Source organism: Paenibacillus hubeiensis (assembly GCF_032334105.1).
Taxonomy (GTDB): Bacteria; Bacillota; Bacilli; order Paenibacillales; family Paenibacillaceae; genus Paenibacillus; species Paenibacillus hubeiensis.
Genome location: NZ_JAVYAE020000001.1, coordinates 501,017 through 526,575, shown reverse-complemented (window position 1 = coordinate 526,575; position 25,559 = coordinate 501,017). Strand labels below are relative to the sequence as shown.

At 53.8% G+C, this 25,559-nt stretch carries 20 protein-coding genes; 15 read left to right on the top strand and 5 right to left on the bottom strand.

Annotated features, from left to right (window positions below; translation table 11 throughout):
* The first annotated feature begins 124 nt into the window (after positions 1-124).
* The 8 genes from RSX24_RS02435 to RSX24_RS02400 all read left to right on the top strand — a co-directional run bounded on the left by RSX24_RS02435 (position 125) and on the right by RSX24_RS02400 (position 8,780).
* Positions 125-472 carry a hypothetical protein gene (locus RSX24_RS02435; protein WP_236417912.1) on the top strand — a complete coding sequence of 116 codons (348 nt, stop codon included), beginning with the start codon at positions 125-127 and terminating at the stop codon, positions 470-472.
* A 14-nt stretch (positions 473-486) separates the two neighbouring features.
* A complete protein-coding gene (locus RSX24_RS02430) occupies positions 487-1,200 on the top strand; it encodes a class I SAM-dependent methyltransferase (RefSeq protein WP_343259564.1) in 714 nt (237 codons plus the stop codon).
* A gap of 161 nt (positions 1,201-1,361) precedes the next feature.
* The gene (locus RSX24_RS02425; RefSeq protein ID WP_343259563.1) at positions 1,362-2,348 is read left to right on the top strand and encodes an N-acetylglucosamine kinase; all 987 of its coding nucleotides are present in this window, start codon (positions 1,362-1,364) and stop codon (positions 2,346-2,348) included.
* A 79-nt stretch (positions 2,349-2,427) separates the two neighbouring features.
* Positions 2,428-2,862, top strand: coding sequence for a GNAT family N-acetyltransferase (locus RSX24_RS02420; protein WP_339277367.1), 435 nt, complete (start codon positions 2,428-2,430; stop codon positions 2,860-2,862).
* A 208-nt stretch (positions 2,863-3,070) separates the two neighbouring features.
* Positions 3,071-3,529, top strand: coding sequence for a MarR family winged helix-turn-helix transcriptional regulator (locus RSX24_RS02415; protein WP_339277368.1), 459 nt, complete (start codon positions 3,071-3,073; stop codon positions 3,527-3,529).
* Positions 3,526-6,693 (top strand): MMPL family transporter, encoded by a 3,168-nt coding sequence (locus RSX24_RS02410; RefSeq protein WP_343259562.1) that lies wholly within the window; start codon positions 3,526-3,528, stop codon positions 6,691-6,693. Before RSX24_RS02415 ends, RSX24_RS02410 begins: the two co-directional genes overlap by 4 nt.
* A 240-nt stretch (positions 6,694-6,933) precedes the next feature.
* Positions 6,934-7,560 (top strand): SGNH/GDSL hydrolase family protein, encoded by a 627-nt coding sequence (locus RSX24_RS02405; RefSeq protein WP_236417904.1) that lies wholly within the window; start codon positions 6,934-6,936, stop codon positions 7,558-7,560.
* Positions 7,561-7,727: 167 nt separating this feature from the next.
* A complete protein-coding gene (locus RSX24_RS02400) occupies positions 7,728-8,780 on the top strand; it encodes a phosphotransferase (protein ID WP_343259561.1) in 1,053 nt (350 codons plus the stop codon).
* An 89-nt stretch (positions 8,781-8,869) separates the two neighbouring features.
* Here RSX24_RS02400 and RSX24_RS02395 read toward each other — a convergent pair whose 3' ends face one another.
* Both RSX24_RS02395 and RSX24_RS02390 read right to left on the bottom strand, forming a co-directional pair.
* A complete protein-coding gene (locus RSX24_RS02395) occupies positions 8,870-9,547 on the bottom strand; it encodes a tetratricopeptide repeat protein (RefSeq protein ID WP_343259560.1) in 678 nt (225 codons plus the stop codon).
* Between the two features lie 79 nt (positions 9,548-9,626).
* Positions 9,627-10,511 (bottom strand): AraC family transcriptional regulator, encoded by an 885-nt coding sequence (locus RSX24_RS02390; protein ID WP_343259559.1) that lies wholly within the window; start codon positions 10,509-10,511, stop codon positions 9,627-9,629.
* Positions 10,512-10,690: 179 nt separating this feature from the next.
* Between RSX24_RS02390 and RSX24_RS02385 the strand changes: the two genes are divergently transcribed.
* A complete protein-coding gene (locus RSX24_RS02385; protein WP_343259558.1) occupies positions 10,691-12,211 on the top strand; it encodes a tagaturonate reductase in 1,521 nt (506 codons plus the stop codon).
* The gene (locus RSX24_RS02380; protein ID WP_236417896.1) at positions 12,208-13,722 is read left to right on the top strand and encodes a UxaA family hydrolase; all 1,515 of its coding nucleotides are present in this window, start codon (positions 12,208-12,210) and stop codon (positions 13,720-13,722) included. Before RSX24_RS02385 ends, RSX24_RS02380 begins: the two co-directional genes overlap by 4 nt.
* 51 nt (positions 13,723-13,773) lie before the next feature.
* Here the strand turns inward: RSX24_RS02380 and RSX24_RS02375 are convergent, their stop codons facing one another.
* The 3 genes from RSX24_RS02375 to RSX24_RS02365 all read right to left on the bottom strand — a co-directional run bounded on the left by RSX24_RS02375 (position 13,774) and on the right by RSX24_RS02365 (position 17,880).
* Positions 13,774-14,457 carry an AlkZ-related protein gene (locus RSX24_RS02375; RefSeq protein ID WP_343259557.1) on the bottom strand — a complete coding sequence of 228 codons (684 nt, stop codon included), beginning with the start codon at positions 14,455-14,457 and terminating at the stop codon, positions 13,774-13,776.
* A gap of 19 nt (positions 14,458-14,476) precedes the next feature.
* Complete coding sequence (locus tag RSX24_RS02370; RefSeq protein WP_343259556.1) at positions 14,477-15,448, bottom strand: helix-turn-helix transcriptional regulator; 972 nt, start codon at positions 15,446-15,448, stop codon at positions 14,477-14,479.
* Positions 15,449-15,852: 404 nt separating this feature from the next.
* Positions 15,853-17,880 (bottom strand): beta-galactosidase, encoded by a 2,028-nt coding sequence (locus RSX24_RS02365; protein ID WP_343259555.1) that lies wholly within the window; start codon positions 17,878-17,880, stop codon positions 15,853-15,855.
* A 131-nt stretch (positions 17,881-18,011) separates the two neighbouring features.
* Here RSX24_RS02365 and RSX24_RS02360 point away from each other — a divergent pair, with 131 nt between their 5' ends.
* The 5 genes from RSX24_RS02360 to RSX24_RS02340 all read left to right on the top strand — a co-directional run bounded on the left by RSX24_RS02360 (position 18,012) and on the right by RSX24_RS02340 (position 25,208).
* Entirely contained in the window at positions 18,012-18,845 is an 834-nt protein-coding gene (locus tag RSX24_RS02360; protein ID WP_236417891.1) for an AraC family transcriptional regulator, read from the top strand.
* A gap of 201 nt (positions 18,846-19,046) precedes the next feature.
* On the top strand, positions 19,047-19,835 hold the full coding sequence (locus tag RSX24_RS02355) for an alpha/beta hydrolase (protein ID WP_343259554.1): 789 nt from the start codon (positions 19,047-19,049) through the stop codon (positions 19,833-19,835).
* A gap of 58 nt (positions 19,836-19,893) precedes the next feature.
* Entirely contained in the window at positions 19,894-20,556 is a 663-nt protein-coding gene (locus tag RSX24_RS02350) for an SGNH/GDSL hydrolase family protein (protein ID WP_236417888.1), read from the top strand.
* A gap of 132 nt (positions 20,557-20,688) precedes the next feature.
* On the top strand, positions 20,689-21,576 hold the full coding sequence (locus RSX24_RS02345; RefSeq protein ID WP_343259553.1) for an SMP-30/gluconolactonase/LRE family protein: 888 nt from the start codon (positions 20,689-20,691) through the stop codon (positions 21,574-21,576).
* A 548-nt stretch (positions 21,577-22,124) separates the two neighbouring features.
* The gene (locus RSX24_RS02340) at positions 22,125-25,208 is read left to right on the top strand and encodes a cellulose binding domain-containing protein (RefSeq protein WP_343259552.1); all 3,084 of its coding nucleotides are present in this window, start codon (positions 22,125-22,127) and stop codon (positions 25,206-25,208) included.
* Positions 25,209-25,559: the final 351 nt, after the last annotated feature.

The following is a 25,559-nucleotide window of genomic DNA, read 5'->3' as shown; positions in this document are numbered from 1 at the left end:
TATGGGTTCATTGAAATGAAATGCCTGAACGAACCATTCTGCCCATTAGGGATTCATTGGGATCGGAAGCAGGCTGGCTGCAGAGTGCAATACATGAGTAAGGCTTATGAAAAGGAGGGATTTTATGCCTCGACCAGCAAGGGTGTGTTCGTATTGTCAGCAAGAAATGGCAGAGGACGAATTCAAATGCAAAGCATGCGGCAATCTCGTAGAAACAAAGACGGCGCCGCCTGAACGTGTGTACATGCAGGAAGAGGGAAAGCCACTGGATCGCTATTCCATTGTGCTGCTGGTCATCATGACGCTGTTATTCGCGCCAATCGCGATGACGATCGGGGGAGTGCTGCTGTTTCACGATGATCCCTATCGGAGGGATACGGGCAAATTGATCGTGACCGGTTCGATGGTGGTCATGGCGATCCTATGTTTGGTTTTTGTTGCCGGATCAGGAACGCTAACGGTCCGCTTCTGAAAGGGGAGTGTCTAATGAATCGGGAGCGCTTTAATGCTGCACGCAGGGCGGAGGCCGATTATCATGACAGGTTCTATCGTAATCATGAACTGTTCGCGGAAGGTACCTGGATGGCGAAACCGATGCCCGTCGTGATGGAAATGCTGGAACGACTATTGACCCGTCATTCCAGGTTGAATGTGCTTGATCTCGGATGCGGCGTCGGACGTCATGCCATTGCGATTGCGCAGCGTCTGAAACAGACGGAAAGCAGGATCATCGGTGTTGACCTGATTGATGCGGCCGTAGATGGTCTGTGCACCTATGCGCAGCAATACGGGGTTGATCACTTGATTAAGGTCGAAAAGGCAGACGCAGAGCATTATCCGATACCAAAAGCGCATTTTGATTATATCGTTGCCTGTTCTTGCCTGGAGCACATGTCAAGTAAGGAAGCGTTCCTTGGAACCATTGAACGGATGCAGCAGGGCACGCGGACAGGCGGAATTCATTGCATTGCCATGAGCACAAACGTGAAGGAACAAGAGATACGCACCGGACGGCCGCTTTTGCCTCTGATTGAATTGAACCTGTCCACCGAGGAAGCCATGGATCTGTTATGGAAGAGCTATGCCGGATGGGAGATTCTCCACCAGAAGACGACCGAACACAAAATAACAGAGATGAAGTATGATGAAGAATCGCAGTTTAGTTCTGTTTTTCTCCGTTTTGCGGTGCAGAAGAAATAAACGAATGCCTAAGCAGACCGACCCATTTTCCCGGGGAATGACCCGACGGAAAGAGGGAGAGCTAGATAACAGGCGATGGGAAGATGGTACTGCACTCGCAGTGACCTAGTGTGATTGATTAGTGCGGTTCATATAGACAATGTTGGAGGAGGAAATGAGCAATGGATACATATGTCATCGGGATCGATGGTGGAGGAAGTCATACACGGGTAGCGATCGCAGATCATCAAGGGCATGTCCACTCTTACGTGCAAAAAGGAGGCTGCAATCGTTATCACGATGACCGTGCCGAACAGAATGTGCTCGAAGGGATCGCCGAAGCCATTCAGAAGGCAGGGTTGCAGGTACAGCAGATTGCCTCCTTGACGGCGGGGATGGCCGGACTGGATCAGGACGAACACTATGCATGGGCAGAACAATTATTGCGCAGAACGGGGATCCAAGGCAGCATCCATGCTGTAAACGATACGCGCATCGCCCACACGGCGGCTTTCCATGGCGATCCTGGAATTGTTGCCATCGGAGGTACGGGTTCCTTAATCCTTGCCAAGACCGAGAAAGGGCAGTGGATTCGCAATGACCAGTTCGGACATTATGCTCCGGTGGCGGCGCGTTTCCTGTCTTACGACACCGTGCACTCCATTTTGGCAGGTCGTTATGGTCAGGCGGACATGGCATGGATTGAACTCGTTTTGAATTATTGGAACGTAAACACGATACAGGAACTGGCACGACTCGGCTCAACGGGATTCGGAGGAAACAAGCAGGAAACCAATCGGCGGTTTGGGCAGATGGCTCCATTGGTTACCGAAGCTGCAGGCAAAGGAGTACCGCTTGCTGTAGATATATGTGATCGAGCGGCCGATACGGCAGTGGTAGGGATCGCGATGCTTGCAGCCTGCTTTCAATCCGATTCGGTTGCCGTCAGTCTGACGGGCAGCTGCCTGGAAACGCCGTATATGCGCGAAGCGATCCGCAATGGGCTTGCTTCCGCAGGCGAGGCAGGAGGCAGGAGCTTCCGGCTTGCAGCTGGCGATCTGACTGCAGTCGGCGGCGCTTTGCTCGAGGCATGGGATACGGCAGGCATTCCGGTGAGTGAAAACATGCTCGCCACGCTTCGATCAGAACTTGCCACAATCCGACCATAAGGAATGCAGCTTGAACTTTGGCGTACGAACGACTACAATACGATGGCGGAAGATAGCAAGCAGTAGGAGGAATGACAAAATGTTGATTGATTTGAAAACGCGCATACAGGAGCCGGTTGTGCAGGAACTGTTATCCTATTCGGTATTTCCGGATCCGGACCGGTTGGACCACGCGCTGCAACAATATATTCTGAGTGATGATTTGCATCTGGAAGGGTATGAAGACGAGCAGCAATTGGTAGGTCTGATCGGTTATGAAAAAACGGGAGACAGCGAGATCACTATTCGGCATATCGCGGTGCTGCCGGAAAATCGGTTCAAAAATTATGGCCGGGGCATGATTGCCCAGGTGCTTGAGAAGCACAATCCGGACTTGCTGGTTGCGGAAACGGATCAGGAAGCGGTCGACTTTTACCGGAATTCCGGATTCGTCGTTTATAGTTTAGGGGAGCCTTATCCTGGCGTGGAACGATTCCGCTGTGTGCTGGAAAAGGATGAGGAAGAAGAGGCGTAATTGCGATATCGGTTGCAATGAAATGAAGATGGACTAGGGCAGGACGTGGGATCGGGTGAATGACCCGAGTAAGGCGTCCTGTTTTTTTGCTTTTTAGGGACGGAAGATGCAGGAAAAAAGTATTGCTTTGGAATAAAGTTTCATTATAGAATAGTTTCGTTATGAAATAGTTCGTTTAGTGAACTTTATGAGAAAGGAGAATTGAACCATGCAGAAACCGGATGCCAAGCACTTGGTCAATCGATATTTGGATGCCTCGTTTTTAGTCACCAAGCAGTTTGAAATTCGTATTCGGGAACAGGTCGGGCAGACGATGTCGACAGATCAATTTTGCGCCCTGCGCCTGATTGATGAAAAACCGGATTGCACGCCCTCGGATTTGGCGGATCTTCTCTGCGTCGGCAAGAGCAGCATTACGGCATTGGTCAACAAGCTGGTGAGCCGAAATCTGGTTCATCGCTCGGGGGATGAACGTGACCGCAGAGTGGTGTATTTGTCTTTGACAGACACGGGGCGCAAAATTTATCAGGAAACGGAGCAGGAGATTCACAAGCTGCTTGAGCCTTACCTGGTGCATTTCAAGCCGGAAGAGATACGAAATTTCATTGAATCTTTCGAAAAATTGGCGCTGCTGCTATCCGATGAAGGAGGACAGGACGAAGCATGAGAACGATTTTGAAAGCAAGATGGTGGCTGATGGGGCTATGGATTGCCGTAGCTGCCGTACTGATGTTCACGGCTCCAGGCATGAGCGACCTGATCCGGGAAAAAGGCCAATTTTCCGTGCCTGACGGGTATTCTTCGACCCAGGCTGCGGCTATTCTGGACGAAGCCGCCGCACAGAAGGGGGAACAGCCGGGGACACAGCTGGCGCTTGTATTCCATAACCCTGACGGACTGGGCACCGCAGGAAAGCAAGAAGCAGAAAATGCGATCAAACAGTTGGAATCCAACAAGGATAAGCTGGGCATCTTGTCCATACTCGATCCGTTTTCCCAGCCCGAGCTCGCCGAGAAAATGATTTCGGCCGACGGGAAGACGATCCTGACGTCCCTTTCCGTGGATCAGGGCAAACGTACCGTCAAAGAGATGAGATCCGACCTGAACGGGGCGCTCCAATCCGTTTCCGTCGAGCATTACATTACAGGCAAAGGACTGATCGATGAAGATACGATCGAGAGCTCCCAGGAGGGGCTCAAAAAGTCGGAATACATCACGGTCGCCTTTATTTTGATCATTTTGTTCCTTGTCTTCCGTTCGTTCGTAGCCCCATTCGTTCCATTGCTTACGGTGGGCATCAGTTACCTGGTGGCACAGCAGATCGTAGCCTTTCTGGTCGATGGGGTCGATTTCCCGATATCGACGTTTACGCAAATTTTCATGGTTGCGGTCATGTTCGGGATCGGAACGGATTATTGCATCCTGCTGATCAGCCGTTTTAAAGAAGAACTGGCCCATCATGAAAACACGTGGGAAGCGATCATTGCGACCTACCGCACCGCCGGAAAAACGGTGTTTTTCTCCGCACTCGCGGTACTCGTCGGTTTCATAGCGATCGGTTTTGCGCAGTTTATGTTGTACCGGTCCGCCGTTGCGGTTGCCGTCGGCATTGCCGTTATGATGGTTGCGCTCGTCACGATCGTGCCTTTCTTTATGGCGGTATTGGGCAAAAAACTGTTTTGGCCTTCGAAGGGTTCGCTGGAGCATGCAGAGAGCCGCATTTACGGTGCTGCCGGCCGCTTCTCTCTCAAACGCCCATGGGCGGCGCTGCTGATTATCGCTGCGATTTGTGTGCCGCTTCTTTCCACGTATGACGGCAAGCTGTCGTTTAACAGTCTGGATGAGATCGGCGACAAATACGACTCCGTCAAAGCGTTTAACATCATTTCGGACAGTTTCGGTCCAGGTGAATCATTGCCGGGGCAAATCGTCATTCAAAATGACGAACCGATGGATAACGCAAAAACGATGGCGATCGCCGAAAAAATCAGCCGCGAAGTGGAAAAGGTGGCTGGCGTATCCGGTGTTCGGAGCATGACCCGGCCCACCGGCGACGAGATTAAGGATTTTGAAGTGACCCAGCAAGTCGGAACGCTGTCTGATGGTTTGGGCGAAGGTAAAACGGGTCTGGATAAAATTCGCGACGGTCTGAGCGAGGCCAGCACCCAGTTGAGCAAAAACCAACCACAGCTCAAAGAAGCTGCGGATGGAGCAGGGGAGCTGACCAAAGGAACGGCACAGCTGCAATCCGGGATCACTCAGCTGTCCGATGGGCTTGCACGAATCGAAAAAGGCATCCGTGATGGCTCTTCCGGCGCAGGCGAGCTGAAGGCCGGGCTTCAACAGGCCAAAACGAGCGCCGACCAACTAGCGAAAGCCAGCAATCAGCTTCTTCAGGCCTATCGCCAGGCAGGCAAAGGTGTTGCGGCAATCGGAGACGGGGTTGGCAGCTTGCAAAAGCAGCTCGCCGGAGTGTCTGCGGCCCTTACAAGCTTGAGCGAATCCTTTACGGCGCTTGAGGCGCGTTATCCGGAATTGGCGCAGGATGCGGATTATCAGCGCATCAAGGGAACGATCGGGGAAACCGGCACGGGAACAGCGCAGCTGTCGCAAGGACTGGGACAAATCCAATCCAGCTTGGGCGAAGCGGCTGCAGGAATCAGCCAGGCCAACGAAGGTTTCGCTTCCGCGACTGCAGGCCAGAAAGCTCTCGCGGACGGTTTGGACCAAATCGTCGCAGGCATCGACCAGCTTGAAACAGGCTTGAAGCAGGCGGCTGATGGCCAAGGGCAAGTGATTCGCGAAATTCCTTCCATTCAGGACGGACTTGGCCAGCTTCAGGGAGGCCAGGAAAAAATAAAACAAGGCTTCACCGATCTGAGTGGGCAATTGACTCAATTGACCGACGGTTTGAACCAGAGCGTGGACGGGATCAGCCAAGTGTCCGGCGGACTTGAATCCGCCCAAGACTATCTGACCCAGCTTCAGCAGTCTCCGGATTCCGATTTGGCCGGATGGCATGTGCCTGAGGAAGCTCTGAACAGCAAAGATTTTGAACAGGTATTCGATACGTATCTGTCCAAAGATCGCAAAACGATGACCATTGATGTCATTTTTGCCGAAAATCCGTATGGGACCGAGGCTATTGATCGCGTACCCGATATCGAGGCTGCCGTGCAGCGCGCCGTTCAGGGAAGCGCGCTCGAAAAAGCCGATATAGCCATTGGCGGAGTAACCAGCACATTCGCGGATTTGCAGGAGATTTCCAACAATGACTACACGCGTACCGTCATGTTGATGCTGGCAGGCACGCTGATCATTTTGATCATTCTGTTACGCTCGGTCATCATGCCGATCTACCTGATTCTCTCTTTGCTGCTGGCCTATTTCTCTTCCATGGCTATCACGGAAGTCATTTTCGTCAACATGCTCGGGTTTTCGGGAATCAGCTGGGTAACGCCGTTCTTTGGATTCGTCATGCTGATCGCTTTGGGCGTCGATTACAGCATCTTCCTGATGGACCGTTTCAATGAAAACAAAGGTATGCGAGTACAAGAAGCGATGCTTTACGCAATGAAAAACATGGGCACGGTCATTCTGTCCGCTGCCGTGATCTTGAGCGGGACGTTTGCTGCAATGTACCCGTCTGGCGTTCTGTCCATGATGCAGATTGCCACGGTCGTGCTCAGCGGATTGATTCTGTATTCCTTGTTGTTCCTGCCATTGTTCGTGCCTGTGATGGTGAAGATGTTCGGGCGCGCCAACTGGTGGCCATTCCCGAGCAAAGAACAGCAGGACGCTGCTTCTTCCGATCGATCGATTGGCATGTAGCATGCTGCACCAATAAGGACTTGTAACCATCCAATCGCTTTTATGAGGCCCTGTCGGCTTGCCGACAGGGTTTTGTCTCGTTTTTCGTGAGTTCCCGGACTATGGTGCCCGTTGCAGGGCATGTGACATCACCTGCAAAATTAAGGTGGCTGCCTAGGGACAACGTCCCGCGCTTTGATTTCCCATTGTACATATCATGGAACATAATCAGTCAGAGATGGGCGGAAGGGGGCTACAGCGATGGTTTATCGATATGCAGCTATTGGGGACTCGCTTACGGTAGGAACGGGAGCGCTGCTGGGTACCGGCTTTGTTCTACTGTATCGGCGAATGATCGAAATGAACGTGCGCACCTTTGTTTCGGTTGACAATATGGGGGTAAACGGCTTGACTTCCGAAGAATTGCTGCATATGGTATCCAACTATGCAAGGGTAAGGCAAGCCGTGCGAGAGGCGGACGTCATCACCATGACCATCGGGGGGAACGACTTGATTCGCACGTTCAAAGCGAGCGGAGGAATGCCCGGAGCCGAGCGTATGACGCAAGTGCTTGGGGAAACGCGAAACAATGTCACCCAGATCATGAAGCATATTCGCCAACTGAAACGAGGCCATAGATATATGATACGAACGGTCGGATTGTATAATCCGTATCCCCGTTCGGCGGAGGCTGCTTATTGGGTCAAGCAGTACAATTCTTTCCTGAATGGCGCCGGCTCGGGGTATTACGGCTGTGCGCAGGTGTATGACCAATTCGAAGGGCGTGAGCGCGACCTGCTATTTTGGGACAGGATGCATCCCAATTCGAGAGGGTACCGTGTGATCGCCGACCAACTGGGCCGAATGGGATACAGACCTTTTGCCTGAAAGCGATGAACGGAGCGCGAAATGCTGAATAGGAGGAGCGGACTGGACCACTGGATACGCTTCCGTTAAGATAAACGAATAGCGAACGCGTTTCGAATCTATGAATCATTCGTAAAGACATCCAGGATAATGCAGCAGAAGATACATCAATAAAGGAGATCGATTTAATGCAGCACATTCATTTGCGATCCGAGAAGGATTTGGAATACCAACGCGTACGGCAAGTGCTGTCGGTATACGCTCCCGGCTCCGAGTGGGAGGCGATTCGGGGAAGCGGAGGCATGAACAACTCGACGTATTTGCTGCGGATTGACGGTAAACGCTTTGTGTTGCGGCAGTACGAAACCCATAACGACGTCGCCAAAATTGCTTTTGAGCATGAAATCCTTGATGCGTTGGCCCGTTCCGGTTTTTCGCTTCGCCTGCCTTCGCCTGTGAAGGCGCCGGGGAACGGGCAAACCTTTTATACCCTCGTTAACGAAGCCACCGGGCAGAAGAAAGTCGTCGCCTTGTTTCGTTATCTTGAAGGCCGCAACCCGGTCTGGAGCGACCCGGAGCAGCTCCGCGAATTGGGGATGGCTGCAGGAAAGCTGTCGCAGGCATTAGCGGGCTTGAAGGTGTCGCTTGATCCGGTTTATCCGCCGTATTATCAAATTCAAGACGCTTATCCGCTCTGTACGCCAGACAAGCTGCTGCGGATGTGCATTTCCCCGCCGGTCCAGCTGCACGCCGTACGGAACGATATGAACGAGCTGGCGCATACGCTGCCTGCGCTTTTTGACGCGTTGGCAGGCATGGAGCATTTACCGCATCAACTGGTGCATGGGGATGTGAATGCGTCCAATGTGCTCGCAGATGAAGAGGGGCGCGTGTGCGCCGTGTTGGATTTTGAATTCGCAACGTGGGACTTGCGCGTCATGGAGCTGGCCGTTCCGCTGTCGGATTTGCTTACCATAGATCGCGGCGAGGTTTGGTTATGGGGAGCACTGGAGAGCCTGATCCGTGGATTTCGTGCACATGCCGTCCTGGAGCCCGCGGAACTGGCGGCTCTTCCTCAGCTTGTGCTGCTGCGAAGCCTGGACGTGGTCATGCATTTTATCAGCCGGATGTTCGAGGAGACGGATCCGCCAGAGGTAGCGGCCGATCAGATTCGAAAGCTGAGGGAACGCATGGACTGGATGAAGAACAATGAAGCGCGGCTGCGGACGTTGCTGTCCTGAAATGAAAAGGAGTGCCGAATTCAGCCAGATGGCGAGCTCGGCACTCCTTTGATTATTTCGGAATGATGCCAGGCCAACGCAGGCTAACATTACGATCCGTTTTTGCGGAACCAACTGCGAACCGCCCAGCCGCGTTCCTGGCGTTTCTTGTATTTGGGCAGGGAACGATACACGTTCAGCGACTGCTCGTAAGCCTGTTTGGCTTCAGCCGTGCGGCCGAGCGAGCGATAAACCGAACCGAGCAGGTAATATGCTTCGCTTGAGGATGAATGCACATTCTGGAAACGGTTTACATAGTTCAGCGCTTTGTCTTGGTCGATGTCCTTGAAAACATTGGCAAGCTTAAGCAAAGGTCGGCCGTATTTCACTCGCGGATTAAGCTCCAGCGCATGCAGGATATGGCGCTCTCCCTGCTGCACTTTGCCAAGATGCAGCTCGGATGTGCCAAGCTCTTCCCAATACTCGGCGGATAGCTCATAGGGCCGCTCAAGCTCCAACAGCAACGCGTAGGCCTCACTGTATTTTTTTCGCTCGTTCAGCAAACGCGCCAGGTCAAGTTTGGCGGATACCTCGTTGGGATTCAGGGCGATTTGCTGCCTGAGCCTGGAGATGCTGCGCATGCGCCCAAGCGGCTTCAGGAAGCTGGGAAACAACCCGACGTAACGTCGATCAGCCACATACAGGATGACCAGCAAAATAAGGACGGCTACGAGCGGATTGCCAACAATCTGCCACAGCAAGCCAAAGATGAGAAACTTGGTCAACACGTTCGGGTCAACTCCATTATGATGAAATAAGTATTGCCACGGGCAATGCAGACCTATATTTTATCACATATCAGGAGGATTATGGAAGAGTTGGTCGCGCTCTCGCCATTTTGCGATAAGCCGCAGGCGTGGAGCCAGTCATTTTTTTGAATTGGCGATAAAAATGGGGCAAGCTCTCGAAGCCGCAGGCTTCGGCAATGGCCGCCATCGTGTCGTCCGTTTGCAGCAGGCATTCTTTGGCCATGATGACCTTCCGGGCCAGCGCATAATCCGTCAGCGTCATGCCCGTATGTTTCTTGAAGGCACGGCTGAAGTGGGCGGGGGAAACGGCAGCTCGCTTAGCCAGTTCATGCAGGGACATCCCTTTTCGCAGCTTGTCGTCGATATTTTCCAGAATGCCGGACAGCCATCCCGGTCCTGAAATGGACCGGACGGGAGGCGAAGCGTCCGACGGCTGCAGGCGTTCCAAATGGATCAGCAGCAGCTGAAGCTGGAGCAGGGCGGCATGCGCACTCAGGGAATGGTTCAACCTGAATTCGTCCCGGATGGCGTCGATGAGTGCGATTACTTTGGTTCGTTCGTGCAGGGCCAGATGGCGCTTGTAGGTTCTGGTTCTCCGGCAATGCTCGAACACGGATAACAAGGCAGTCGCGCTGCCTCCCGCTGCCGACGCCAACAATCCCGGACTGAAGAAGAGCGCGGATGACGTAACCGGGTTGCGTTCATCCGGCAGCGCCCGGTGCACGGTGCTGCCCGGGATAATAAACAGATCCCCCTCTTCCATGTCCTCCAGTCCGGTATCGATGAAAATGCTCCCCTGTCCTCTATACACGTAGATCATCTCGTGCCAATCATGCAAATGATCAGGCAATTCATTCTGAGGGGCCTTGGTATCGGCATAGACCAGACGGAAAGGGATGCCTGAATCGGCGAGAATGGTTGTGCGAACGGGCGAACGTTCCATGAAAGCTCCTTTCTGCTTGCTTGGTTGCAAATGAATGGATTCGAAAACGCACAATAGATCATGAAAGAGTATATTTATCGCAATATAAGCAATTTAAATTCCTTTTAATGATGATACAATGAATTTAAAGCGTTTACAACGCGTTGTTGTAAGACCATTAATCAATGAGGTGAGTGTTCATGTCGGCGAGCACCAAACGACCCAAGCTGAAGCTGAATCTGTTGGGCAATGATGGACAACGCAAGTGTAAGGAAATGATGGAGCGTCCCGTTAAGGTATTGCAAATCGGGGAGGGCAATTTTTTGCGCGGATTCGCGGATTGGATGCTGCACGAGAGCGCAAGGCAGGGGAAATTCCACGGAAGCGTGGTCGTTACCCAGCCGCGTCCGGGCGGCAAAGCCAAGCTGGAGCAAATCCGTGAACAGGATGGGTTGTACACGATGATCACACGGGGGTTATCCCAGGGCGAACCCGTGGAGCGCGCGGAGATGATTTCAATCTTTGCCCGCTGCCTGAACCCTTATGAAGAATGGCAGGAGTTTCTGGAGCTTGCGGAACTGCCGTCTCTGGAGTTCGTCATTTCGAACACAACCGAATCGGGATTGAAATACGTGCCATCCGAGTACACGCCCGGGGAACCCGTGCTTTCTTATCCGGGCAAACTGACGGTCTTTCTCCATCGCCGCTATGAACGATTCGCGGGCGACGCTTCCCGGGGGCTGCTTCATCTGCCGTGCGAACTGCTCGAAGGCAACGGGGACGTGCTGCGGGATTGCGTGCTCCGGCACAGCGAGGATTTCGGATTTTCCGAGGATTTCCGTACATGGGTCAAGGAGTGCAACCGGTTTTTGAACAATCTTGTGGACCGGATCGTGACCGGGGCTCCCTCCAGGGAAGAGGCGGACTTGTTAACGGATCGCTGGGGTTACGAGGATCAGTTGATCAACACGGCCGAACCGTATCATTTATGGGCCATTCAAGGGGAAGAAGCCTTGGACAAACGGCTTCCATTAAAACAGGCGGGGCTGAACGTTCATTGGGTCAAGGACCTGAAACCGTTCCAGCTGCGCAAAGTTCGCATTCTGAACGGTGCGCACACGTTGATGTCGTCCCTTGGCATCCTGCATGGCGTAGAGCACGTCAGGGAAGCGATGGAGGACCCGCGGATCGGACCGTGGATCAAGGAAACGGTGCATCAGGACATCGTGCCGGCATTGAACATGCCGGAGCAGAATCTGGACGAATATGCCGAAGAGGTGTTCGAACGGTTTCTCAATCCATATATCCATCATAAACTGCAGGATATTGCGTTAAATATGGTGGGCAAGTTCAAGGTGCGCGTTTTGCCTACCTTGTTGTCTTACGAAAAGAATCAGGGAGTCTGGCCCACCCGGTTGATCCGCGGGTTTGCGGCGATGCTGCTTTTATATCGGGCGGTGCCTACACCGGATGGATATCAAGGACAGCGTCTGAACGGCGAACCTGTCGCATTGAGGGATGATCCAGGTGCATTGGCCTCGTTCGCGTCACATTGGGAAGGGTACGATGCTTTGGGGAGTGATCGAAAGCAGCAGTTGAACTTGCGGGTAGGAGCCCTCCTGTCCGACCCGGAACTATGGGGCGAGAATTTGGATGAACGCGATGGCTTGCGCGAGGCGATCGTTGAAGAAATGTTACTGTTGGAAGGGGTTAAGGCATGAATACGACGAGCACGACCAAGGAATGGATTGCCATTCAGCCGCAGGATGACGTCATTATCGCGCTGCGCGATTTTGCCAAAGGAGAAAAGGTTGAACTCGCTGAAGGCGTTTCGCTGGAACTGCTTGACGAGGTGCCCAAGGGGCATAAAATTGCCGTTCGCGAAATTTCTCCGGGGGAGGACGTATTCAAGTACGGTTTTTCCATCGGGGTAGCCAAAGAGCGCATCGAGCCGGGAAGCTGGATTCATACCCATAATCTGAAGACAGGGCTGCACGGTTTGCTGGAATACGAATACCGGCCCGGACAGGCTGCCCAACTGGAAATGCCTCCCGAACGCTTGCTTACCTTTGACGGATATTTGCGCCCCAACGGGGAAGCGGGCATACGGAACGAAATTTGGATCATCAATACGGTGGGCTGCATCAACAAAGTGTGCGAAGCATTATCTCGCATGGGCCAGGCGCAGTTCGGGAGCCGCGTGGACGGAGTCTATCATTTTCCGCATCCTTTCGGCTGCTCGCAGCTGGGCGATGACCTGAAATACACGCAGCAGTTGCTCGCCTCCCTGGTGGAGCATCCCAATGCAGGAGGCGTGCTCGTGATCGGGCTGGGCTGCGAGAACAACCAGGTTGATGAATTTCGCGAATGCATCGCCCCCGAATATCGGGAAAAGGTTCGTTTCCTGAAGGCGCAGGAAGCCGATGACGAACTGGATGAAGGTTTGCGTTTAATGGAGGAACTGGTTGAAATGGCCGAGCAGGCCAAGCGTCAGCCCTTGCCGCTGAGCAAGCTCAAGATCGGGCTCAAATGCGGCGGGTCTGATGGCTTGTCGGGCATTACGGCGAATCCGCTCGTCGGGGCGGTGTCCGATCTGCTCGTCGCTGCCGGCGGAACCGCGATTTTGACAGAGGTGCCGGAAATGTTCGGGGCCGAGACGATCCTCATGAACCGGGCTTCGAATGAAGGGGTCTTTCATGATCTGGTGGACCTGGTCAACGGCTTCAAGCAGTATTTCGTCAATCACGGCCAGAACATTTACGAAAATCCTTCACCGGGAAACAAAGCCGGAGGCATTACGACCCTTGAAGAGAAATCGCTCGGCTGTACCCAAAAGGGAGGACTTTCCTCCGTCGTGGATGTGCTGCGATACGGCAAACGTGTGACCCGCCCCGGCCTCAACATCGTGGAGGCTCCAGGAAACGATCTGGTGTCGGTTACCGCATTATCCGCTGCCGGCGCCCATATCGTGCTGTTTACGACAGGACGCGGAACGCCGTTCGGAGGACCGGTGCCGACCGTCAAAATCGCGACCCAGTCCGACCTGGCGAACCGCAAAAAGCATTGGATCGACTTCAATGCAGGCCAACTGCTGGAAGGAGGAACGATGGAGGACGTAAAAGTGCAGCTGTTCAGCCAACTGATCGACATCGCCTCAGGCAGAAGGCAAACGCTGAGCGAGCAGCATGGATTTCGCGAAATTGCCATCTTTAAGGACGGCGTCATACTCTAAATCAAAAAAATCCCGGGGCAGGCTGAGGCTGCTCCCGGGATTTCGTCTGCATTAAACGACGTCGATCAAGGCTTTTTTCATTTTCGAGAGGGCCGCCGGTGAAGTATGGGCTTCAAGCTTGCAGAGCAGCAGGGAACGTGCTTCATCTATACTGCCTTCGAAAGGCTTGATCCCCTGACGCTCCATCCAGTGCCGGGTTGTTTCGTAAGCCGAGCTGTTCCAGGCAGCTTTGCCTTCGGCAAGCCCTTCCTTTTCCTTGGTGCCGCTGATGACGATGGCTGTTTTGCTTTGAAGGTCAAGCAGCCCTTGATCGAACGCTTTTTTGTCTTCTTTGGCCCGCAAGTTTGCTTGCGACCTCAATGTCCTGCCATCGATCCCCTCTTTGTTTTCGATCAATTCGTAGAGCCTCAGCGCTTCGCGGGATAACTTACCGGCATCATACTGCTCTGTGACGGAATCGGTGCCGGCCAGTATGCGATGAAACCAGGGAAAACATTCACGGGAGACCAGTACGGCTTTCTTTTTCACGAATTTTCCGTAAGCCGCAATGCCTTCCTCCGCCAGTCTGGAGCGCCATAACCAGGGGTCGAGCTCTGTGTCCCGGTGCCAGTGTTCCTTGGGCGTCAACGAGGATAGGGACGGGTAATCGGGAAAAAGCGGAGCCAGCGGCAATATGCCGGCCTGTGCGATTCGTAAAACAGCTTCCTCAAACGTTACCAATGGTTCATTGATCATGATTTCGTCATTCTCCTCATTAAGGGGATGTACATCCACTCCGGCTGGAAGATTGGTACATGCAGCAAACCTCCTCGGCCTGACGCTTGATCTCCTCCCGAAGTTTTTCCGGCTCCAGCACTTCGGCTTCCCTGCCCAGGCGGTAAAAGAAACGAACGGCCCAGTCCCATTCCGAGGGAGGGCAGTGAAACGCAAGTTCCCATAGATCCGGAGCGATTTCCGTCATGCGTTCGCCGATATGTTCGTCCTGCTCGGCTTCAATCATGGCTCTATAGCTCAAGTGGGCCCGAATGGGAATGTCCAGTCCTTCTGGCGGACGCGCCAGGGCCAGGTGTTCGCGAACCGATTCGTTCAATTGCGGCCATTTGCTCTTTTCGATGCTGCGGGCTTCCATGATGCGGTCGACCCGGAACAGACGCACTTCTCCATGTTCCTCGGAATAGGCATCGCAGTACCAAAAGCCGGCAGAAGCATATAAACGTTTCGGATGGATCTGCAGCCAGCGCTGGCGTGAGGCAGAGCGATAAAGAATGGATAGCCAGCCTTGCTCGGGGATGCAGGCAAGAAGGGGCTCCAGATGCTGAAGGCTGTACTGGCGTTGCGGTACATGATGCTGCAGTTGTTTGAGCATCGGATGGATCCGATTCATGACCTCGTCCGGGATAATGCTCTTGATTTTATCAATCAGCGTCCAGCGTTTCTCCTGAAAAGGAGTGTCCGCATAATGACTTAGTCCTTCAAGCGCAAATAGGAGCGTAGCGGCTTCGTCCGGGTCCAATTGCAATGGGGGAAGCACATAACCGTCCATGAGCCTGAAGCCGCCCCCCGGGCCGGAAATGGCGATAATGGGCACATTCATTTCTGACAGGGACTGAATATCACGCAAAATGGTACGGCGGGACACTTCAAATTTTTCTGCCAATGAATGCGCCGTTTCATGACCTTGCTGCAATGCCATCACAATGGCAGCCAGCCGGTTTATCTTGTTCATGTCAGCCACTCCGTTTCGAGGGTTGCGCCGCCGCCGGAAAGGATGATGGTGCAAAGCCATTGTAACAGCAGATCAGTGACAGCTTGCATGTCACTAATGGGACAAGGCTTTTGTTTAAAAATGCAATGATTCTTGGAATCGTCAGGTATTTAAACGCTTTCCGGCAGGTGGCGATAAGTGTTGTCTCGTCCAATTCGCTTCGGGAGAACTTTTTTCCTTCTGACTTGCCGGTCGGCTTTGCTGGTAAAAAAAACCGTATCCGTCTAAACGGATACGGAAAGTAGCGGATTGCAGATATAAATCCCCTTTCTTATGAAACAGGAGGAGCGAAAACCAGATTAGTTGGCAGGATTACTCGGATCCAAAGGGCCGGATTGTAACAGTTTGTATCTTATCCACCGGGTCTATCCCCTTTGCAGCAAATGTACGTCACGACCGGCAATTTCGACCTTGCCGGAAAGCTTGCGTTTCGTCAGCAGCTCATAAGCCGTTTCTTCGCCGAGATCGTATGTCTGCAGGGAAGCATTATGATTCATGACAAACAAGAACGATTTGCCGTCTTTAGTACGGGCACTAACCTCAACGCCGTCCGGTGTCTCCAACAAGGATTCGACGTTGTTGTCCGCGGCTATTTTGCCCAGCAATGCATCCAGGAAACGTTCCTCCGGATCCGTAGCTACGTACCATGCCTCTCCTTTGCCAAAGGTGTTGCGGGTAACGGCAGGCATGCCTGCATAGAAATCGTCGCCGTACCTGGCGATGATGTCGGCACCTTCGCTGTGCAGCAAATCGCACAGCATGCCGCATTCATATTCCTCTTGCAGCAGGCCGGAAGCGGCCTCGACGACAATGCGGTTTTTCTGCTCAGGCAGCAGTGCGTCGATTTCTTCGACCCAGATGCCAAGCAGCTTGCGCAGCTCGCCCGGGTAACCTCCGGTGGTTACGAGATCGTGCTCGTTCACGATGCCGCTGAAGAACGTGGTCAGGAATGTGCCACCGGCAGCCACGAACCGTTCCAGCTTTTCGGCAAAACCTGGCTTGACCATATAGAGCACCGGGGCAAGCACGATGTTGTATTTGCCGAGGTCAGCGTCGACGCTGACGATGTCCACCTGGATGTTGCGGCGGAAGAAGGCCGCATAGTATTTGTGGATCTGGTCGACGTATTTTAGCGCAACGGTAGGTCCGCTTGATTTTTCGATAGCCCACCAGTTGTCCCAGTCGAATACGATGGCCACTTTGGACTCGACGGTGGCATCCAAAGTGGTGTCGCCCAGCATCTGCAGTTCCTGCCCCAGCTGTGAAACCTCGCGGAATACGCGCGTGTTCTCGTGACCGACGTGTTCAATGACTGCGCCGTGATATTTCTCGCAGGCTCCAATCGAACGGCGAAGCTGGAAGAACATGATCGTATCCGCGCCGTGGGCTACCGTCTGATAACTCCACAGGCGCATGACGCCGGGGCGTTTCAGGGAGTTGTACGGCTGCCAGTTCTGCTGGCTTGGCGTCTGCTCCATCAGCATGAACGGCTGGCCGTCCTTCAGGCCGCGCATCAGGTCATGGGCCATGGCCGTGAAGCTGACCGGCGTGGCCAGGCCGGGATAGCTGTCCCAGGATACGATATCCATGTATTTTGCCCACTTGAAATAATCGAGCTGTTTGAAAAAGCCCATCAGATTGGTCGTAACGACGGAATCCGGTACATGTTTCTTGATGGCGTCGTATTCCAGGCGATAACAGTCAAGCATGCTGTCGGAGTTAAAACGCGAATAATCCAGCGAGATGCCCTGGAACGTGGAGTTATTCTCGCCCCAATGCTCGCTCAGATTGCTTGGCAGCACGATTTCGTCCCAATCATAGAACGTATGGCCCCAGAAGTTGGTGTTCCAGGCTTTGTTCAAATGATCCAGGGTGGAATAACGCTGCTTCAGCCATACGCGGAACGCCTTCTCGCAGTTGTCGCAGTAGCAGTCGCCGCCGTATTCGTTGGAGACATGCCATACGAGCACGGCGGGATGATCCTTGTAACGCTCGGCCAGTTTGTCCGCGATTTTCTCGGAATATTTGCGGTACGTGGGGCTGTTCGGGCAGGAGTTGTGTCGTCCGCCGAATTTGCGCTTGCGTCCATCCGCATCCACGCGCAGCACGTCGGGGTAACGTTTGGCCATCCATGCTGGGTGTGCCGCAGTGCTTGTAGCCAGGCAAGTATATATGCCTTTTTCATACAGGCTGTTAATGATCCGGTCAAGGCCCTCGAAATCGTAGGTCACCTCGTCAGGCTGAATCAATGCCCAGGAAAATACGTTGACCGTGGCGATGTCGATGCCGGCCAGATTGAACATGCGCAGGTCTTCCAAATGTGTCTCGTGGTCCCACTGTTCGGGATTGTAGTCACCGCCATAGAAAATTTTAGGCAGTTTGCCGCTGATCATGATGCCCACCTCTTGTATAAGAATAATTCTATATTATTTGAATCCTAAAACTATTAAAATATAAGAAAAGTATTGAAGGATATAAGAATATGGAAATACAATTCCGAGGGCGAACCGAGAGGAGGCACCATATGTTGATTTCACCGCAGCATCAGCGGTATTTCATGACGTCAAGGGACCAGCCCTTGCCCTTATACATTGAGAGCATCGGTTACAATGGCAACCAGGAAAATGTGACAAGGCCTGCCGGATATCCTTGCTACCATTGGCTTCAGACGGTGAAAGGGGCAGGCAAATTCAAGTTTGCGGGTTCTACGGTCGTTCTGGCGGAAGGTTCGGGCATTCTTCTCCCGCCCAACGTTCCTCATGAATACGTGCGGTCTCAGGGACGATGGGAGACGCTGTACATCACGTTCAGCGGCTCCCAGTGCCCAGCGATCACGGAGGCGCTGGGCCTGGGCGAACCGGCGCTGCATCAGTGGGAGCTGAACAGCCCGCTGGAGCACTACGGACGGGAGGTGCTGGCGTCCATCGGCAGCGACCAGGATTTGTCCGGGCTGGAGGCGTCGGCGGACATGTACCGATTTTTGATTTTGCTCAAAAAACACGGCATGACCGGCAGCCGCTCATCGATCTCGCATGCGGTGGAACGGCTGGCCCCGCTGATCGCATTCATGGAGCAGCACTATGCCGATCCCGACATCGGGCTGGAACAGATGGCGGCGATTCCGGGCATTTCGCCAAGGCATCTGAATACGCTGTTCAAACAATCCTTCGGCATGACCGCGTACAGCTATTTCATCCTGCTCCGCATCCGCAAATCGAAAGAATGGTTGACGGGTGATACCAAGCTGACCATCAAGGAAACGGCGGCGAAAGTGGGGTTTCGGGATGTCAGCCATTTCGTGGCAACGTTCCGGCGCATCGAAGGAGTAACCCCGGAGCAGTTTCGAACGTTGTACTAATATGCTACGGGTATGGGTGTGAGAAGGGGGATTGTCGAGAGGGCCGATTTTCCTGTAAGCTGTTACAAAGTGAACAACACTCATGCCAGTCTGATATTGCTACACGGCTGTCATTGCCGTTATGATGATATCGATTCTTTGGAAATGGGAGAAGCGCAGGCGGACGCTTAGCGTCCGTTAGCAGAAGAGAGGATGATTGATTTGACACAAACGATACCATTGTGGGATGGCGCTGCGCCGCATGCGGCCCAGGGTCGCGAAGAGGAAATGCCGCATCTGATTCCGTTTATCCAGCCTGGGTCCGATAGCGCTGTCATCGTGTGCCCCGGAGGAGGTTACGGCTTTCTGGCCGACCATGAAGGCGCACCGATCGCCGAACTTCTGAATCGTGCAGGAATCAGCGCATTTGTACTGAAATACCGCGTTGCTCCGCATCAGCAGCCGGCACCGCTGAGCGATGGACAACGCGCGATTCGCCACGTCCGCGCACATGCGGATCAGTACGGCATCGATCCTTCCAAAATTGCCGTACTCGGCTTCTCGGCCGGAGGACATTTGACGGCCATGCTTGGAACGGCTTACGATCCGGGGCAACCGGACCATGAAGATCCGGTGGAGCGTGTGAGCTCCCGTCCGGACCGCATCATTCTTTGCTATCCGGTCATCACCATGGGCCATTACGGCCACGCCGGATCGCGGGAAAACCTTCTTGGAGCGGATGCATCCGAAGCATTGATTACGGCGTACAGCGCGGAAAAACAGGTTAAGGCCGATGCTCCGCCAGCTTTCCTGTGGCATACCAGCGAAGATGGGCTTGTTCCGGCAGAGAACAGTTTGCGTTTCGCACTGGCTCTTGCGGAGCACGGGATTCCGTATGAACTGCATGTCTTTGAAAAAGGCTCTCACGGCCTGGGGCTTGCCGATGACATGCCTGCTGTCCGCGTATGGTCAGACCTGTGCCTGACTTGGCTTAAAAACCAAGGCTGGTAATGCTGCCGGACAGGCTTGCACCTTTATAATGCCAATGGGCGCGAAGGAGATATCGAAAATGAAACTGCAAAAAAACGATACATTGCTTTTTATCGGCGATTCCATCACGGATTGCGGCCGCCAGCATCCGGTAGGAGAGGGCAGCCATGGACTTGGTCACGGTTATGTGGCCCAGGTTTACGCACTGCTGCGCTCCATCTATCCGGAACTGATGCTGCGTGTTCGGAACGTGGGAACGAGCGGAAATACGGTTCGCGACTTGAAGCACCGTTGGGATCGCGACGTCCTGGACCTGAAGCCGGATTGGTTGTCCATCATGATCGGCATCAACGACGTTTGGCGCCAGTTCGACCATCCGATATCCGATGAACCACATGTCTTCCTGGAGGAGTACGAAAACACGCTGCGCGAGCTTGTTGCATCCGTACGTCCGTCTTTGAAAGGGCTTGTACTCATGACACCGTATTACCTGGAAGCCAATCCGGAAGATCCGATGCGGGCAACGATGGATCTTTACGGAGAGGCCGTTCGCCGGATCGCGAGCGAATACGACGCCGTATTCGTGGACACGCAGGCTGCGTTTGCGCCGTTCTGGGACCATTTCTACACGTCGGTGCTCACGCATGACCGGGTTCATCCGGATGCGACGGGACACATGATTTTGTCCAAGGCATTTTTGGATGGGATCGGTTTCGAATGGTCGGGCGCGCCGAAAGCGTAACAACAATGAACGAAGCGAGGCGTTGTCGGGCAGCCGGCGATTTGCCGCGGCAATGTTTGCTCGCCATGCTGCGCTGGTTTCATCCCCAAGCATATCTGGCAAATTCAACAATATCCAAAAGGACGTGATTGCATGAGTAACGTGAACGTTGCAATACGAGTACCGGCCTTGTTGGGCGAAGGTCCGAGCTGGGACGCGGAGAACGGCCGTTTGTTATGGGTGGATATCGAAGGCTTCAAGGTGCATGCGTATGACCCGGCTACAGGACTGGACGAGGCATTCGACGTAGGACAGCATGTTGGCGCGGTGGTTCCTTATCAAGGCGACGAGGTTATGGTGGCGCTGCGCAGCGGGTTCCATGCGTTTCATTTGCGCACAGGCCGATTGCAGCTCATTGAAGATCCCGAGCAGGGATTGGATGGAAACCGCTTCAATGATGGCAAATGCGATGCTCACGGCCGCTTCTGGGCAGGTACGATGAGCATGCGAAACGAAAGCGGAACAGGTGCATTGTATTGTCTGGAAGAAGGCCAGCCTGTACGCACATGGGTGAAGGGAGTCTCGACTTCCAATGGGCTCGGTTGGAGCCCGGATCGGACGGCGATGTATTATATCGATACGCCGACGCGTTGCATCGATCGTTTTGATTTCGACCTGACGAGCGGGACGTTAAGCAACCGGACAACCCTCATCGAGGTGCCGGAAGCGTTGGGGTTCCCGGATGGCATGACCGTGGACGCCGAAGGCATGTTATGGGTAGCCCATTGGGGCGGAGGCTGCGTGACCCGCTGGAATCCGGACACGGGAGAACTTTTGCAGCGAATCGATGTGCCAGCGGACCAAGTGACCTCCTGCTGTTTCGGCGGAGAAAACCTCGAAGACCTGTACATAACGACTGCCCGAACCGGAATTCGTGAGGAACGGCTGCAAGAAACGCCGGATGCAGGCTCCGTCTTTGTTGTTCGGCCAGGCGTTAAGGGGCAGGAAACACATGCATACGGTAAACGGAATGGAGCGTAAGATGGAGTTGCCCCTGATGGAATGGCTTGTACCGATACCGCGGAACACAGAATGATCACCGCGTAACGCGGGATGGAAGCAGACCGGATTTAGCATGGCGACAACCATGATGTCCTGGATCTGAATAGGCTGACCAGCATTTGCTGTTCAGTCTATTTTTTTGGTTTGGCCTGAGAAGAGCATCGCCTTTAGTTCCATGCGTATGAGTTGTGCGATTGCCAATCGACGGAAAAAGCTGCGCGGACCATCAGTCAATGGCGGGTGGCCAAAAAAATGTTGAATTACGGCAATGAGGCAGAAGGTAAAAGGAGATTTCCATCGAATGTTATTTATTGAGAAAAATATCCATATTCAGTCATCGAACACAAGGTTATGAAAGCGCTTAATGATCGAGAATCCATTGGAATGGAGGTGAGGACTGACAGTTACGGAACATTGCCATATCCGTTTCAGAACGTGCATGAATCTTCCTGGTTCGGTAGGTTGGGAGAGATTGGATTGCCAATGAACGATCGGCTTGGAATATAACGTAGAGGAGGCTGAATGTAATGAAAACGTTTTTAGGAAAAAAACTGCGGATGGCAGGTTTGGCGGTAGCCTTGGCTGCCGGCTCCTTTGCTGCATTGCCTGAAATGACATCTGCTGCCCCGAGTGAACCGTATACGTGGAAAAGCGTAGTGACCGGTGCGGGCGGCGGATTTGTGCCTGGCATCATTTTCAATGAATCCAAGAAGGACCTCATCTATGCACGGACGGATATCGGGGGCGCTTACCGTTGGAATCCCGAAAATGAGAGCTGGATTCCCCTAACCGATTTCGTTGGTTGGGACGACTGGAACAAAAACGGTGTGGATGCGCTGGCTACCGATCCCGTCGATCCGGATCGCGTGTATTTGGCAGTGGGTACGTACACGAACTCCTGGGACAAAAACAACGGGTCGATTTTACGCTCGACGGATCGGGGCAATACGTGGCAGACGACAACCTTGCCGTTTAAGGTGGGCGGCAACATGCCGGGCCGATCCATGGGAGAACGTTTGGTCGTTGATCCGAACGACAATCGCATCCTTTATTTCGGCGCTCGCAGCGGCAACGGGTTATGGAAAAGCTCGGATTATGGGGCAACCTGGAGCAAAGTAACGAGCTTTCCCAATCCGGGTACTTATGTTCAGGATCCTGCGAACGAATATCAAAGCGACATCGTCGGCCTCGCGTGGATTACGTTCGACAAGTCATCCGGCCATGCCGGTCAAGCAACCCAAACGATCTATGTCGGTGTTGCAGATACGGCACAGAGCATCTATCGCAGCACGGACGGCGGGGCGACTTGGACGGCGGTGCCAGGACAGCCGACGGGGTACTTGCCGCATCATGGCGTGCTTGATGCGGATGGAAGCCTGTATATCACCTACAGCAACGGCGTTGGCCCGTATGACGGAACCAAGGGAGATGTATGGAAACTGAACACATCCACGGGAGCCTGGACCAACATCAGTCCCATACCAAGCAGCAGCGCGGACAATTATTTCGGATACGGCGGGCTGGCCGTGGATGCCCAAGAGCCGGGCACGCTGATGGTTGCGACGCTGAATTCATGGTGGCCGGACGCCATTTTGTTCCGCAGCACGGACGGCGGAACGACATGGACCCGCATCTGGGAATTCGACGGTTATCCGAACCGCAAGTTCCGTTATGCCCAGAATATATCTGCAGCACCTTGGCTGACGTTCGGCACGACTCCGGCACCGCCGGAAGTATCGCCGAAGCTGGGATGGATGATCGGCGATCTGGAGATTGACCCCTTTGATTCTGACCGCATGATGTACGGCACGGGAGCCACGATCTACGGTACGAACAATTTGACGAACTGGGACAATAATGAAAAGATCGACATTTCGGTCATGGCCAAGGGAGTAGAAGAAATGGCCGTCCTTGACCTGGTCAGCCCGCCGAGCGGAGCCCATCTCGTGAGCGGCTTAGGCGACGTTAACGGCTTCCGTCACGATGATCTGGACCAGCCGCCGGCGAAGATGTTCTCCAGCCCCAACTATGCTTCGACCGAAAGCCTGGATTTTGCCGAGCTGAATCCAAGCACCATGGTTCGGGTAGGGAAAGCGGATTATGCGGCAGACCCGAATGCCAAATCCATCGGCTTGTCCTCCGACGGAGGAACGAATTGGTACAAAGCGAACGCCGAACCGGCCGGCACGGCAGGCGGCGGCACCGTGGCCATTTCGGCCGACGGCAGCAAGCTGGTATGGAGCACGTCCGACAAGGGAGTCCATTATTCGTCAACGGGCGGGAATTCATGGACGGCGAGCACAGGTATTCCCGCACAGGCCAAAGTGATTTCCGATCGGGTGAACCCCAACAAGTTTTACGGCTTCGCTGCCGGAAAAATCTATGTCAGCGTAAACGGTGGAGCCGCGTTCAGCCAAACGGCGGCAGCGGGCTTGCCGGTGGATGGCAATGCCGATCTGGATGCCGTTCCCGGGGTGGAAGGCGAGCTCTGGTTTGCCGGAGGTAACGAAGACGGTGGTCCGTATGGGCTATGGCATTCGACCGACTCGGGAGCGAGCTTCGTGAAGCTATCCAACGTTGAGGAAGCCGACAGCATCGGGTTCGGCAAAGCCGCGCCTGGCCGGAATTCCGTTGCGCTGTATGCCGTTGCCCAGATTGACGGAACGCGCGGGTTTTTCAGGTCGGACGACGGCGGAGCAAGCTGGGTGCGCATCAATGACGACGCGCATCAGTACGCCCGGGTAACCACGATTACGGGTGATCCGCGCATTTATGGCAGAGTGTATCTGGGCACCAACGGCCGGGGCATTTTGTATGCCGATCCTGTAGGCGGAAACAACGGCGGAGGAACGCCGCCGGTGTCCCATTCCGGCATATCGCCCCAAACCGCCGAATTTGACCTTAACGCAGACAAGCAGGCCGACATTCCCGTAGCGCTTACCTTGAACGGGAATACGCTGGCTTCGATCCGAAACGGCAATCATGTGTTAGTGCAAGGATCGGATTATACGTTGTCCGGAAACCAGGTGGTGTTGAGCAAAACGTATCTTGCGACGCTGCCTAAAGGCGTGCAATCGCTCGTTTTCCAGTTTAGCGCAGGCAACGACGCCACGCTGAGTGTAACCGTCAAGGATACTACCCAGGTTCCTCTGCCTGAAGGAAGCATTCGAATCGAAATGTACAATGGAACAACGGCCGCCACCGCCAATTCGGTCAACCCGAAGTTTAAACTGACCAACACCGGAACGGGCCCGCTCCAGCTGGCGGACGTAAACATCCGTTATTATTACACCATCGATGGCGAAAAGCCGCTGAATTTCTTCTGTGATTGGGCCACGGCGGGAAGCGCAAATGTGACGGGCACGTTCAGTGCACTGCCTGCGGCTGTGAACGGTGCGGATCATGTCCTGGAAATCGGCTTCGCCCCTTCGGCAGGCACATTGGCCGCAGGGCAAAGCACCGAAATTCAGGTCCGGTTCTCCAAAACCGATTGGACGAACTTTACGCAGACGGACGATTATTCGTTTGCCGCAGGGAGGACCGCCTATGAAAACTGGTCCAAAGTAACGGGATATGTGTCCGGCACGCTGCAGTGGGGGATTGAGCCCTAACCGTCATCCGTAGGAGAAGGTTGGAAGAAGTCATGAAACGCCTGATGTTCCGGGCGGAACATGGCTTCTTTTTTTGGGACAACTTGTTGTAAAATAAGCAAAGGGGAGCATGCAGATTGCCGTGTTCCAGAGTCTTCCGGACGGCTCGATCCAATCTTAATCCCATTGCTTAAACGAATATTTTGGGATATAACAAGATATACCGACTTGGTATCGGATTTTGAACATATTGTAACCGCTAACAGAAACGGAGGCAGCACCAATCTGGAGAAGTGAAGCGTTCGCTTGAGGGAAGATGGTACTGCTCTCGCTGTGGCCCGGTGGGGTTTATCTGTGGTTTCTATAGCGTAG